Source organism: Pseudobacillus wudalianchiensis, assembly GCF_001685015.1.
Taxonomy (GTDB): Bacteria; Bacillota; Bacilli; order Bacillales; family Domibacillaceae; genus Pseudobacillus; species Pseudobacillus wudalianchiensis.
This window is the reverse complement of the sequence record NZ_MAYT01000012.1, coordinates 97,323-110,023: the sequence shown is the minus strand read 5'-3', so window position 1 is coordinate 110,023 and position 12,701 is coordinate 97,323. Positions and strand designations below refer to the sequence as shown.

The 12,701-nt window shown below is 42.4% G+C and carries 14 protein-coding genes; 7 read left to right on the top strand and 7 right to left on the bottom strand.

The annotated features are described in order from the left end of the window. Window positions 1–18: 18 nt before the first annotated feature. From A8F95_RS08460 to A8F95_RS08440, 4 genes are all read right to left on the bottom strand, one after another. Window positions 19–387, bottom strand: a complete 369-nt coding sequence (locus tag A8F95_RS08460) for a DUF423 domain-containing protein (RefSeq protein WP_065410123.1) — start codon at window positions 385–387, stop codon at window positions 19–21. A gap of 10 nt (window positions 388–397) precedes the next feature. Continuing rightward, on the bottom strand, window positions 398–685 hold the full coding sequence (locus A8F95_RS08455; RefSeq protein ID WP_077247280.1) for a YwdI family protein: 288 nt from the start codon (window positions 683–685) through the stop codon (window positions 398–400). A gap of 317 nt (window positions 686–1,002) precedes the next feature. Continuing rightward, the gene (locus A8F95_RS08445; protein ID WP_065410121.1) at window positions 1,003–1,683 is read right to left on the bottom strand and encodes a uracil-DNA glycosylase; all 681 of its coding nucleotides are present in this window, start codon (window positions 1,681–1,683) and stop codon (window positions 1,003–1,005) included. Between the two features lie 70 nt (window positions 1,684–1,753). Continuing rightward, window positions 1,754–2,476, bottom strand: a complete 723-nt coding sequence (locus tag A8F95_RS08440; protein WP_065410120.1) for a DUF4230 domain-containing protein — start codon at window positions 2,474–2,476, stop codon at window positions 1,754–1,756. Window positions 2,477–2,613: 137 nt separating this feature from the next. Here A8F95_RS08440 and pdxK point away from each other — a divergent pair, with 137 nt between their 5' ends. From pdxK to bshB2, 3 genes are all read left to right on the top strand, one after another. Beyond that, window positions 2,614–3,423 (top strand): pyridoxine/pyridoxal/pyridoxamine kinase, encoded by an 810-nt coding sequence (pdxK, locus tag A8F95_RS08435; protein ID WP_049665448.1) that lies wholly within the window; start codon window positions 2,614–2,616, stop codon window positions 3,421–3,423. Window positions 3,424–3,531: 108 nt separating this feature from the next. Beyond that, window positions 3,532–3,882: a YojF family protein gene (locus A8F95_RS08430; protein ID WP_049665450.1), complete on the top strand. Its 351-nt coding sequence runs from the start codon at window positions 3,532–3,534 to the stop codon at window positions 3,880–3,882. 36 nt (window positions 3,883–3,918) lie between these two features. Then, on the top strand, window positions 3,919–4,608 hold the full coding sequence (gene bshB2, locus A8F95_RS08425; protein ID WP_176713668.1) for a bacillithiol biosynthesis deacetylase BshB2: 690 nt from the start codon (window positions 3,919–3,921) through the stop codon (window positions 4,606–4,608). Window positions 4,609–4,724: 116 nt separating this feature from the next. On the opposite strand, the gene ilvA is transcribed toward bshB2, so the two are convergent. Then, window positions 4,725–5,984, bottom strand: coding sequence for a threonine ammonia-lyase IlvA (gene ilvA, locus A8F95_RS08420; protein ID WP_065410118.1), 1,260 nt, complete (start codon window positions 5,982–5,984; stop codon window positions 4,725–4,727). A gap of 441 nt (window positions 5,985–6,425) precedes the next feature. Between ilvA and A8F95_RS08415 the strand changes: the two genes are divergently transcribed. The 3 genes from A8F95_RS08415 to A8F95_RS08405 all read left to right on the top strand — a co-directional run bounded on the left by A8F95_RS08415 (window position 6,426) and on the right by A8F95_RS08405 (window position 10,148). After that, the gene (locus tag A8F95_RS08415) at window positions 6,426–7,781 is read left to right on the top strand and encodes a YjiH family protein (protein WP_065410117.1); all 1,356 of its coding nucleotides are present in this window, start codon (window positions 6,426–6,428) and stop codon (window positions 7,779–7,781) included. 132 nt (window positions 7,782–7,913) lie between these two features. Continuing rightward, on the top strand, window positions 7,914–8,993 hold the full coding sequence (locus A8F95_RS08410; RefSeq protein ID WP_065410116.1) for an AI-2E family transporter: 1,080 nt from the start codon (window positions 7,914–7,916) through the stop codon (window positions 8,991–8,993). A 336-nt stretch (window positions 8,994–9,329) separates the two neighbouring features. Next, window positions 9,330–10,148 carry an alpha/beta fold hydrolase gene (locus tag A8F95_RS08405; protein WP_065410115.1) on the top strand — a complete coding sequence of 273 codons (819 nt, stop codon included), beginning with the start codon at window positions 9,330–9,332 and terminating at the stop codon, window positions 10,146–10,148. Between the two features lie 143 nt (window positions 10,149–10,291). On the opposite strand, the gene A8F95_RS08400 is transcribed toward A8F95_RS08405, so the two are convergent. Both A8F95_RS08400 and ybaK read right to left on the bottom strand, forming a co-directional pair. Next, entirely contained in the window at window positions 10,292–11,350 is a 1,059-nt protein-coding gene (locus A8F95_RS08400; RefSeq protein WP_065410114.1) for a hypothetical protein, read from the bottom strand. A gap of 137 nt (window positions 11,351–11,487) precedes the next feature. Beyond that, window positions 11,488–11,964, bottom strand: coding sequence for a Cys-tRNA(Pro) deacylase (gene ybaK, locus A8F95_RS08395; RefSeq protein WP_065410113.1), 477 nt, complete (start codon window positions 11,962–11,964; stop codon window positions 11,488–11,490). Window positions 11,965–12,043: 79 nt separating this feature from the next. On the opposite strand from ybaK, the gene A8F95_RS08390 reads away from it, so the two are divergent. Beyond that, window positions 12,044–12,694, top strand: coding sequence for a LytTR family DNA-binding domain-containing protein (locus tag A8F95_RS08390; RefSeq protein ID WP_065410112.1), 651 nt, complete (start codon window positions 12,044–12,046; stop codon window positions 12,692–12,694). Window positions 12,695–12,701 lie beyond the last annotated feature (7 nt).

The following is a 12,701-nucleotide window of genomic DNA, read 5'->3' as shown; positions in this document are numbered from 1 at the left end:
TGGAGAGCAGCTTTTACATTAAAATTTTATAGCGGCTAAAACAAGCAACACCCAAGCGGCTAGGAAAGCAACCCCGCCAATTGGCGTAATCGCCCCCAACACTTTTATTCCTGATAAAGTAAGAGCATACAAACTGCCTGAGAAAATAATAGTTCCGATCAGCATCATCCATCCAGACCAGTTCAACAAAGAACTAGACGAGAATTGCCCCATAAGAATACCTACTAAAATCATTCCTGAAGCGTGAAACATTTGATACTGGACACCGGTTTTCCAAATTTCCAAATACTTCGGTTCTACCTTTCCTTCTAAACCATGAGCGCCGAACGCACCGAGCGCCACCGATAAAAAGGCATTGATTGCCCCAATGATAATAAATAGTTTCATCTCTTTCTCCTTAAAAATCGAATATAGAATCGCCATTCGCTCCATCGTCTGTTTGGAGCTTCTCTGACTGGTTTAAAGCCGGCTGTGCCGGTTGCACTACTCTTGGCTCGATTGGCTGGGCTTCAGATAAGCCAGCCCCCATTCCCGGCTTATCTGATGCAGCTAGCAGCATGTCACACAACGTCCGAACAGTGTAGATATGCTGTTTCATTGTACTGCTTTTTTCAGCAAGCCGTGCCTGTCGTATTTCTTCTTCTATTTTATTTAAAACGGATAAATGGGAAATGTTTATATTCATGCACCTCCTGCTACTTCTTCCCGGGCTTTTGTGCAAATTGATAGCATGGGTGTCCAGAAGTTTTTAAAACAACTGCTGATGGCAGCTGGTTTGACTTAAAGCCATATGCGCGGCAGCCACGCGGGCTCTTTTGATCCCATGTTACAAAAAAGTGTTTGCACTGAAAACAATTCACTTTTTCCATTTTGCCCGCTCACTCCCCTTCTGCTCTCCATTTTAACAAATTTTGCTGGGACAGCATAAGGATTCTTTTTGACAATAGCGAACACTGTCTATTAATGGCGTTGTTTCACGTGAAACAACGGAAATTGACGAATTTATGCGTTTTTTATTTCCCAGGTAATCGGCTTTTCCCCAAACTGCTTCAAGCACTCATTTGCTTTTGAAAACGGCTTGCTTCCAAAGAATCCTCTTGAAGCTGACAAGGGGCTCGGATGCGGTGCCTGAATAATGCAATGCTTTTGCTGGTCAATCAGCGCTAGCTTCTTCTGAGCCGGCTTGCCCCAAAGAATAAAGACCACTGGCTCTTCTCGGCTGCTAATCAAGGAGATAATTCGGTCCGTTAGCTTCTCCCATCCTTTTCCCTGGTGAGAGTGGGCCTCGCCTTTCCGGACAGTAAGTACGGTATTTAATAAGAGCACCCCCTGCTTCGCCCATGGCACTAAATAACCGTTATGCGGAATAGGGCAACCTAAATCGTTATTCAGCTCTTTAAAAATATTTCGGAGCGAAGGCGGCAGCGGCACATCCGGTTTAACGGAGAAACTCAATCCGTGAGCCTGCCCTGGACCGTGATAGGGATCCTGCCCAAGAATAACAACCTTTACATCCTTAAAAGCTGTATAACGAAGTGCATTAAAAATGTCGTTCATATCAGGATAAATCGTTTTTGTGGCATACTCCTCTTTTAAAAATTCACGAAGCTCTTTATAATAAGGCTTCTCAAATTCGTCCTCTAGCAGCTCTGCCCAATCATTTTGCAGTATTTTCTTTGCCATCAAACATTCCTCCTCACACGTGTTAAGAAATAAAAGTAAATAACTATTTTAGTTTGACAATAACCTCTTACTAGCCTGAAATCTTTACAGTAGCTTTATACCCGACATGCTCAAAAAACTGCTCCAACGATTGCACAGCATTTTTTTCAGCTGTCTGGAGCAACCCCTGCTTAATGGCTTCTTCCTCGATCAGCTGTTTAGCTTTATCAGCGAGCGCATAGCCTTCCTTCCAGTCTACCTTTCCTCGGAAAAGACCCTCCACCGAAAACATTTTCACTTGATCTGTAAGAAGAGCCGGTTCTTGTAAAATTTCCGCCTTTGGTATGTGAATTTCAACCGTTTTCTTTTTCTCGTATACTTTAACATCTGCTTTGGACACCTTGCTTAAATCAACACCTGCTAGCACTTTACCTGGAATAATGAGAAGCACCTTCCGCTTTGTACCAGGCACATCGATGCCAATCTCCTGACCAAAAATCTTATTATCTTCCTGTTCAATGACTGCTTTTGTATACGCTTCAGCTGTTGCCAACGAATTTAGTCCTTTAATCTGTTCCACAAAAGCAGCTGATTCCTGCTGTTTAGATCCGGTGTATAAGGAGATGACTCCCGATGTTCCAAGCACAAACAGCAATAAAATAAAAGAAGCAAGCAGCCACTTGGCAATCTTGCCAGTTCTGATAGCTGGTACTCTTCCCGCCGTTGCGGTAGAGGCTGTCTCTTCTTGTCCAGCTTTTAGCTCCTTTAAGAGTACTTCCACCTGCTCTAGCTTCTCTCTTTCACTGCGGTCCATTTCACCCCTCCTCTATTCATCTATTACCCCCATCTTAACAGTGACGCACTCCAAAAGGCTTGTACAAAGCGTTTTATTTTTTTAAAATGGTAATAGCAACTTATATCGCTTTATATTTAAAGGGGGATTTTTACAGCATGGAAATGAAAAAGGTATTAACCATCGCAGGATCAGATACAAGCGGCGGCGCCGGCATTCAAGCAGACTTGAAAACATTCCAGGAGCACGGTGTTTATGGAATGACAGCGCTGACAACCATCGTTACAATGGACCCGGACAATCACTGGAGCCACGGTGTTCATCCGCTATCTATTGATACGCTAGAAGCCCAATTAAAAACAGCTATGTCTGTCGGTATTGATGCTGTAAAAACAGGAATGCTTGCTACTGCCGAGATTATCGAAGTAGCAGGAAAGCATATTAAAGCAAATGGGTTAGATAAAGTCGTTATTGACCCGGTTATGGTATGTAAAGGCGAAGATGAAGTGTTAAACCCGGAAGCACCGGTTGCTATGCGTGAATTTTTATTGCCGATTGCGACAGTCGTAACACCAAACTTATTCGAAGCAGGACAACTATCAGAGCTCGGACCAATCCGCACAGTTGATCAAATGAAAGAAGCAGCTAAGAAGATCCATGAATTAGGGGCAAAAAACGTCGTTGTTAAGGGCGGCAAACAGCTAGAGCATGACAAAGCTGTCGATGTATTCTATGATGGCAGCGAGTTCACTGTCCTCGAGGCAGAAAAAGTAGCCACTAGTTATAACCATGGGGCTGGCTGTACGTTCGCGGCTGCGATTACAGCAAACCTGGCAAAAGGACAAGATGTAAAAACAGCAGTATCCAATGCGAAAGACTTTGTCAGCGCAGCAATCCGTCACGGTTTCAAATTAAATCAATACGTCGGCCCAGTGATGCATGGCGCTTTTAACCAAATCCGAAACTAACCGATGAGCCATCCTTTTTATAAGGATGGCCTTTTAGGCTCTTTTTTCGCAATCCCTAGTTATTTCTTGTAAAATATTCAGTACAGGCGCTTATGGAGGTGGATGAACGTGGAGCCAATTATTACCGCAAAAGTTCAAGAATCAATTGATAGTTTCGCCAATCAAGAAGTATACATTCATCTAGAAACAACGAACGGAGCGTATGCCTCTCACTTTGACGAAAAGTTTTTTTCAGCAGGTGCCTATATACGCAATGCTAAAATTAGCTATGAACATGGAAAAATCGTTGGAGAAGGACCATACCGTGTTGGCTTAAAGCTTGCAATTGGCTGGGTATACGCTGAAGGATTAACCCATTTTGGTTTTGATGAAAAAGGCAGGCTGCTGCTGGCTGGACATGGTTTTGATGGAAAGCTCGCGGTTGCTTTGCAAATAGGCAAGGAACCATTTAAGTATTGAGTTAAAGGAAGGTGATTCTCCGCCATGTTAACGGAAATAGAAAAAGAAGAGCAAGTTCTTGTCATTTTTCCACATCCTGATGACGAAGCATTCGGTGTATCCGGCACGATCGCTACACATAGAAAAAGAGGCACACCTGTTACATATGCCTGTCTGACGCTTGGAGAAATGGGAAGAAATCTTGGAAATCCGCCATTTGCTACCCGGGAATCGCTGCCGGAGATCCGCAAGGCAGAATTAAAAAATGCAGCTGAAGCCCTCGATATTCAAGATTTACGCATGATGGGTCTGCGCGATAAGACATTGGAATTTGAAGACGACTGCAAAATGGCTGACCTTGTTTCCAACTTGCTTGCTGAACTAAAGCCGTCTCTTGTCATTAGTTTTTATCCAGGCTTCGCTGTCCATCCCGATCATGAAGCAACCGCGCGTGCTGTCGTCCGTGCTGTTCGCCGGCTTCCAGAAGGAGAACGGCCAAAGCTGCACCTTGTCGCTTTTGCCAACAACACAGATACAGATCTAGGAGCACCCGATCTCGTCTATGACATCTCAGATGTATTTGAACAAAAAATGGCCGCTTTACGAGCCCATATTTCTCAAACGGCCTGGATGCTAAAAGAAATGGAAAAGCTCCTTCATCAAAAAGATGAAACAACTGTCCAGCGTATTATGTTCGAACGCTTTTGGAATTACCGCTGGGACGATGACAAAGTAAGTGAACTATAAACAACACCTCCAGCTTATAGCTGGGGGTGTTTATTGTTTCGCTGGTTCTTCACGCCCACGCCCTATCAATCCCTAAAAAAACACGCCAGCCTTGGATTTGGCTGGCGTGTGGCCTATTAAATTAACAAGTTGAATAAGAATGGATCATTATTAATTTCGATGTATGGGAAGCCTTTTTGCTGCATCCGTTCGATGAGCGGCAAATAGTCTGCTTTTGATTTTAATTCAATTCCGACTAATACAGGTCCCTCATCGCGATTTGTGCGTTTTGTGTATTCAAAACGTGTAATATCATCATGCTCGCCAAGAACTTCGTGCATAAATTCACGTAAAGCACCGGCGCGTTGTGGAAAGTTCACGATGAAATAATGTTTCATTCCTTCATAAATGAGTGAGCGTTCCTTAATTTCCTGCATACGATCGATGTCGTTGTTGCCGCCGCTAATGACGCATACAACATTTTTCCCTTTAATCTCATTCTTATAAAAGTCAAGAGCCGCAATGGATAAGGCACCTGCTGGTTCTGCTACAATCGCATTCTCATTATAAAGATTCAAGATCGTTGTACACACTTTTCCTTCCGGTACAACAACAATATCATCCAGTACTTCGCGGCACACTTCCATTGTTAAATGGCCAACTTGCTTAACCGCTGCGCCATCTACGAAAGGATCAATGGACTCAAGAGCAATTACTTTGTCTTGCGCCAATGACGTTTTCATACCTGCCGCGCCTTCTGGTTCCACACCGATCACACGGGTATGCGGACTGATACTTTTCAGGTAAGAACCGACCCCTGCTGCTAATCCCCCGCCCCCAATGGAACAAAAAACGAAGTCAATCGGCTGAGGAGCCTCGTTCATGATCTCTACTCCTACTGTCCCCTGGCCAGCGATTGTAAGATAGGCATCAAACGGATGGACGAATACCATCCCTTCTTTCGTGCAGTACTCCATGGCGGCTTCATACGAATCGTCGAATGTATCACCTGTTAAGACTACTTCTACATTCTGTCCCCCAAATAACTTCACTTGGGAGATTTTTTGTCTTGGTGTTGTAGATGGCATGAAAATGACGCCTTTAATATTTAGCTGGTTACAAGAGAAAGCAACCCCTTGCGCATGGTTGCCGGCGCTTGCGCAGACAACTCCTTTAGCTCGTTCTTCAGCAGGCAGATTGTAAATAAAGTTGTACGCGCCGCGCAATTTAAATGAGCGAACGACCTGCAGATCTTCTCTCTTTAAAAAGATGTTACACCCATAACGTGCTGAAAGCAGTTCATTTTTTTGAAGCGGTGTCTTGATAATGACGTCTTTTAATGTTTGATTTGCCACTACGATGTCTTCTACTTTTATTTTTGTTAAGGCTTTACTCACATTTTTCCCCTTCTTTAATTGAATTTTAAGAATTATTTTAACATACCTATTCGGGACATGGAGAAAAAATCCCGATATTTCTTTAAATTTTCTTATTTCAGTTATTTTAACATAGATTTCTCTTTTGTCTCTCAATGGAAATTTTTTATTTAACTTTGAACAAAAAAGTATAAAAAACTCTTTTGACTTTCACATTTTTTGTATATTTAGAAATCTTTATTTTTAAATATGCTTCTCTTTCAATTATTATTCAATATTAGTAATTTTTTGAATAAAAACGTTTTCACACCTCTTTTATTATGCTACGTTCATAAGGAAGGTTAGAATTTTTTATATATTTGAATAATAATAAAGGGGGTTGCATTTTTAATCACTTATGTATAAAATTTAAAATAATTTAATAAATATACAAAGATATTCATAGAAAGGAACTAGAATTGAATGGAAATTACTACTTCTAGAAACTCTTTACCGAGTATTTTACGCTTTGTTATTCCTTCCTTAATAGGAGTTTTCTTTTTTATGACACCTGTGCCTATTGATGGCGAGCTGACTATTCCTATTGCTATTTTATCTAACTCTTTGCAGTCAGCCATGGGCAGTGCAATCCCAACCATTATGACTTATTTAGTCGTACTGGCAGCTGCAGGCACCATTTTCGTCAAAACGGTACGTCCTGCTTTTGTCCGCCGCTCTCCATTTCTAGCTTCATTGTTTGATGTAGCGCCTGTTTGGGCGTTTGTACGTGTGATCGGCGCGGTGTTCGCTGTGATGACACTTTATAAGCTTGGACCCGAATGGGTACATTCAGAAAATACTGGCGGCATGCTGCTATATTCATTGTTACCTATTTTGTTTTCTACCTTTTTATTTGCCGGATTGTTGTTGCCATTGTTACTTAATTTTGGTCTACTGGAGTTCTTCGGATATTCTTTAACTAAAATTATGCGGCCGCTCTTCAAGCTTCCAGGCCGTTCATCTGTTGACTGTCTCGCTTCCTGGCTCGGTGACGGAACGATTGGCGTATTATTAACGAGCAAGCAATACGAAGAAGGGTTTTATACAAAAAAAGAAGCCGCTATTATTGGGACTACCTTCTCTGTCGTATCTGTTACATTCTGTTTAGTCGTAATCGATCAAGTGGGTCTGGCCCGCTATTTTCTTCCTTTTTACGGAACCGTCATTTTAGCGGGAATTGCCTGTGCTTTAATCTTGCCGCGTATCCCGCCCCTTTCTAAAAAAATGGACACGTTTGTCAACGGTGAGAAGAGAAAGAACGATGACGAAAGCATTCCAGAAGGTTATACACCATTCAGCTATGGCTTTGAACAAGCTGTTGCTCAAGCTGAAAAAAATAAACCTGCAGCTGTCGTGAAAGATGGGCTGCAAAACGTAATCGACATGTGGCTCGGGGTCGCTCCTATCGTAATGGCGATCGGTACCATTGCTCTAATCATCGCTGAAACAACACCGGTCTTCCAATGGCTTGGTACACCGTTCATTCCGCTGTTAGAATTGCTGCAAGTGCCATTTGCGAAAGAAGCGTCGGAAACGATTGTCGTTGGATTTGCAGATATGTTCTTGCCCTCTATTATTGGTACAGGCATTGAGAGTGATTTAACACGCTTTGTGATCGCCAGTCTTTCTGTTTCTCAATTAATTTATATGTCTGAAGTCGGAGGCCTTCTTCTTGGAACAAAAATTCCGGTTTCAGTTAAAGACTTGATTCTTATTTTCCTATTAAGAACACTTATTTCTCTGCCTATTATTGCGGGCATGGCACACTTATTATTTTAATGAAGCACGTTTACGCACGCTTTCGATTGAAAGTGTGCGTTTTTTGTTTTGCCTTAATAGTTTCTTTATTCCATTAAGTACCGGTATAATGTGAATAGCAGTTTCAGAGGGCGGAAGGAAGTGTAAAGTTGAGTGATCAATAAAACGTGGTTTCAAACGGGAATTGCACTAGTGCTAATTCTGATTATTATTTTGTTATTTAGACAAATAAACGATATTTTCAACCCACTAGTCATTGTGGCGAAAACCGTCTTTTTACCTCTTGTTCTTGCCGGGGTTTTGTTTTATTTAACCCGCCCCGTCGTCAACTGGCTAGAAGGAAAAAGATTGCCAAGATGGGCCTCTATATTAAGCGTATTCTTCCTGTTAGTTGTCACCTTTTGGGTTTTATTCTCTATGATTGGTCCAATTGTAAATGAGCAAGGAGCAAGGCTGGCGAAAAATACGCCACAGATGGTCCAAGTTGCAGAGGATGCCATTAATTATTTAATGAACCAGAAAGAGCGGCTTCCTCAGTTTGCGATTCAGTCCCTTGAAGATGCGGAAGGAAAAGTGGAAGATTGGGCGATGGCCTTTGGAACGTGGCTCATTAACTTTTTGCAAGGATTGCTACAAACCGTGTTCTTAACCGTACTCGTCCCTTTTTTCTTGTTTTATATGCTGAAAGACAGAGAAAAATTTGCTCCGTTTTTAGCTAACTTCTTTTCAGGCCACCGCCGACAATGGATATTGCGGACGTTGAAAGATCTCGATGAAACTCTGCAATCCTATATTCAAGGCCAGCTGCTTGTTAGCTTTCTCGTCGGAACTATGCTATTAATCGGCTACTTGATCATCGGCCTGGATTATTCATTAATTTTAGCGCTGATCGGCATGGCAACCAATGTGATTCCTTTTCTTGGCCCTTATCTCGCCGTGACACCGGCGTTATTAGTCGCTTGGGTTCAAGATCCGCAGATGGTGATCTGGGTCGCAATCATTATGCTGATTGCCCAGCAAATTGAATCAAACTTGATTTCACCAAATGTGATGGGAAAAGCGCTCGATATCCATCCGCTTACCGTTATTACCTTAATTTTAGCTGCCGGTAATATTGCGGGTATTTGGGGAGTTATTTTGGCCATTCCTACGTATGGCATTCTGAAAACGATCGCTGTGAATTTATATGCAGAACGCCGTGAAATCAAAGATGCAGCTACTAAAGATATTTAATGATGAAGACCGTCTTGCACTCACAGGGCGGTCTTACATCTGGTCCTTCTCCTCTTCTTCGCTGCAGTCAAAACAGAAAACACCTCCGTTTTCTTTGACACCATAAAAAAAACCATCTAAACAATAAAGGGCTTTCCCACACTTTTTACACGTACCTACCGGCTCTTGCATCTTCCCTTCCCCTTTCCTTTGATTCTTAGGATTTTATATTCATTTTTCTATCATTATTTTGGTATAAATCCCTCGTCATTTTTTATATAATAAAAACACTTGAATATCCTCTTTACAAGTGTAGAAAGCTAAAGAAAAAACCACCTAAGAAGGAGATTACAGCTTGTGACAAAGCAACATAGACTTGTATTAGCCTCTCTGCTTGTTTCTCTTCTCATTTTTATCGGTTATGATACCCTCACAGCGAGTTCAAGGATCAATGCTTCTCCTCCCAATGTCACTGTTTTCGTACATGGGTATAAAGGGACAGCTGTTTCGTTTCGTTCGATGCTAGAGCGGTTTGAAAAAGATCATCGTTGGGGCAAAACAACGATTATTTGCCGTGTAAAATCTAATGGCCAAGTGGTCTTTAACGAAATCGGTAAAGTGCCATCAAGCGGCCGTCTATTTGTTCAACTAATCTTTGAGGACAACCGGGCGAGCTTTCAGGATACGGCCTACTGGCTGTCTAAAGCGCTGCATGCTCTGCACGAAACGTATAAGTTTGAAAATGTAAATATCGTTGGCCATTCTATGGGGGGCATCGTGTCAGTTAAGTTTCTTGAAGAATATACGAAAAAACCAGGTTATCCATTCATTCATAAATTAGTTGTAATCGGCAGTCCGTTTTCCGGATTAAAAGATAAGGATTATTTAAAAAGAAACTGGGGTCCCGCAGCAGCTGATTTGATGCCGAACTCAGCAGCCCTGCAAACTCTGCTCAAACAGAAAGACTCCTTCCCTTCTGATGTGAACGTATTAGCAATTGCCGGTACTGGAGACCAGCTTGTCTCTGTTGACAGTGTTCTTACCCTAGAAAAGATTGTTCCACGCTCACGCTTTCAGAAAGCGGTAATAGCGGATCGTCGTATTGATCATAGCGGCCTTCACGAAAGTGAAAAAGTGGATCGTCTTATCGGACGGTTCCTATGGTCAGAACAATAATACAAGGGAATGTTTCTAAGCTTAGAAACATTCCCTTTAAGCTGTTGACAAACGTTCGCTGTCAATCAGCCTGATGGCATATACAGGAGGTCTGGTCTACCATCTCATTCCGTTTTACGTATTCCATGATTCTGCTCTTTTTCCTACAACTTCGATATAATGTCATTGCATGTGCTCGCTAGCACCTGCTGATTTGGCGCTTGCGGATAGCAGGCTTGAATCTTTTCCCTGCACTTCTTGCTTTCAGCTAAGTATGCCGTGCCTTTATTCATGAGCTGCCGGTAACGCTCAGCAATCTCTTTAATTTCCGACTCAAACTTCTCATCAGTTCCAGCGGGAACAATTTCTTTATATAAATCAATAATGCTATCGGTTGCTCTTTCTGGAAAATACTCATGGGGTGCGGTGCTATCAAAAATAGCAAATCCAAGCTCGCGGACAATGACCATGTCCAGACTTGCCGGATCAAACCCGCAGTGGTAAATTTCCACGTCATACCCCTTCTCCTCAGCAGCGGCAGCAATTTTTTTCAGCATCGTCGACTTGCCCGTTCCAGCACGGCCTTTAATAAAATACCTTTTGGAAAGACCATCCGTTAAGTTTCCGACAAAGTCCACTGCTCCTTTTGGAGTTGCTGCTCCTAAAAAGCGGTGCCTAACCGTCCCTTTTGCATTTTTAGACGTCCGTGAGATTAAGCGAGCAACAAGCTCATCTGCTAGCTCATTTGCTCTTTTTTTATCAAGCCGTTGAATATAAATATCTTCCCATTCATCATGAACGGCTAATGCCTTTTGAAAACAAGTGTAAGCATTTTGGCGGGCGATCTCCGCCTGCTCTGCAAGCTTTGTGATCTCCTGCTGTTTATCAGCTGAGACTGCTGCTTGCCCTGAAATATTTACATAGTGTACGTGCGGACCTGTAATAGCCGAGGCAGCCTGTTTGATAAGAATAGCGGCACCTTTTTCCGTTGCAATAATTCCCTCTAATTGATCAGGATCACCCGGACAATGCAGCAGTTCCATCGCTACGCCTTCTTCCAGCAGCCGATCAGCCAGCTGCTTAAGGCAAGCCGCTCTTTCTGCCGGTGTGCCCCCGTCTACAAGGAAAACCTGCTTTACCCCTTGTATATTTGATTCAAGAAGACTATGAAGCCCCTTTGCCGTGTTCCCCCTTGCAAAATAGCGAATGACGTTCCTGCTCATTTCTGCACCTCTTTGCATCAGATTTAAAAGTGATCCTCTATCACTATATGCAAGGGCGATTGTCCATATGCCATTTTAATATAGTAAACCATTAGGGTAGCAGCAGTGGCGCCTCAGTTTGCTTACGGCCATTTTATTTATTTTATAATTTCATGCTCAGTTACTGCATTTGTAATCGCAATTAAGTCCGCTGCTTTTAATTCTATTTGCTGACCGATCTTTCCAGCGCTCACGATAATGTTTTCCTGGGAAATGGTACGGGAATCGAGAAAAGTAGGATAGAGCTTCTTCATACCGATTGGTGAACAGCCTCCTCTTATGTACCCTGTGTACTTTTGAATATCTTTTACAGGGATCATCTCAAGCTTTTTCGCTCCTGCTGCTTTGGCAGCTTTTTTCAAATCTAGCTCTTCCATAACCGGTATAATGAACACATAAATTTGTTTATCCGTCCCGATCGTCACGAGCGTTTTGAACACGCTATCCGCACTTTTCCCGATCTTCTCAGCAGTAGACACACCGTCAATTTTCCCATCAGCGGAATCATAAGAGTAGGTCTCATACGCTAGCCCTTCCTTATCGAGTATGCGCATCGCATTGGTTTTTCCTTTCATCCTTCCAGCTTCCTTTCTTCTTCAAAATAAGCCTGTTATGATAATTAGTATAAACGATTAAAGGGATGAGGTGTAATCTATGGATCCAGTCACTCTATCTTCCATTATGAACGTGATGAAAGAGTTTCTTCCACCGTATACATCGGTTGCGGTCGCTGATTCAGAAAAATTTATTTATTATCAACCGAGTAAGCTGGTAGACTTGCGCATTCGTCCAGGAGAGCCCTACAAAGCGGGCAGCGGGGCAGCGAAGGCCATCACGGAGAGGCATGAAATCTCTGAATACATTGATAGTGATGTATATGGTATTCCTTATTATGCTGTATCTGTTCCGTTATTTAACGATGCCCAGGTTGTCGGAGCAGTTACGACTATCTTTCCAGCAAAGCCTTCTCCGATCGCCGCCAATTTTTTTACGGTTAAGTCTGAAGACTGCTGGTACCCAGTTGCTTATGAAAACATTGTTTATTTAGAAGCAGAAAATAGAAAAACAAAGGTGCAATCTGTTAGCGGAGAAGGCTATCATAAAATGAATTTAACAGAACTGGAATTTATGCTGCCGAATGATTACTTTATTCGCGTACACCGCTCCTATATTGTGAACGTCAAGCATATCGAAGAAATTCAGCCAGATTCCCACTCTACTTTTTTGCTCGTGATGAAAGATCGGACAAAGATTCCTGTCAGCCAAACGTATGCAAGCTCGTTCCGAAAAGCACTTAATTTTTAACTTCTGC

What these genes read in the sequence shown, in the direction of transcription:
- A8F95_RS08460 (WP_065410123.1), bottom strand. Translation starts at nt 387, where the DNA reads ATGAAACTATTTATTATCATTGGGGCAATCAATGCCTTTTTATCGGTG.
- A8F95_RS08455 (WP_077247280.1), bottom strand. Translation starts at nt 685, where the DNA reads ATGAATATAAACATTTCCCATTTATCCGTTTTAAATAAAATAGAAGAA.
- A8F95_RS08445 (WP_065410121.1), bottom strand. Translation starts at nt 1,683, where the DNA reads ATGGCAAAGAAAATACTGCAAAATGATTGGGCAGAGCTGCTAGAGGAC.
- A8F95_RS08440 (WP_065410120.1), bottom strand. Translation starts at nt 2,476, where the DNA reads ATGGACCGCAGTGAAAGAGAGAAGCTAGAGCAGGTGGAAGTACTCTTA.
- pdxK (WP_049665448.1), top strand. Translation starts at nt 2,614, where the DNA reads ATGGAAATGAAAAAGGTATTAACCATCGCAGGATCAGATACAAGCGGC.
- A8F95_RS08415 (WP_065410117.1), top strand. Translation starts at nt 6,426, where the DNA reads ATGGAAATTACTACTTCTAGAAACTCTTTACCGAGTATTTTACGCTTT.
- A8F95_RS08400 (WP_065410114.1), bottom strand. Translation starts at nt 11,350, where the DNA reads ATGAGCAGGAACGTCATTCGCTATTTTGCAAGGGGGAACACGGCAAAG.
- ybaK (WP_065410113.1), bottom strand. Translation starts at nt 11,964, where the DNA reads ATGAAAGGAAAAACCAATGCGATGCGCATACTCGATAAGGAAGGGCTA.
- A8F95_RS08390 (WP_065410112.1), top strand. Translation starts at nt 12,044, where the DNA reads ATGGATCCAGTCACTCTATCTTCCATTATGAACGTGATGAAAGAGTTT.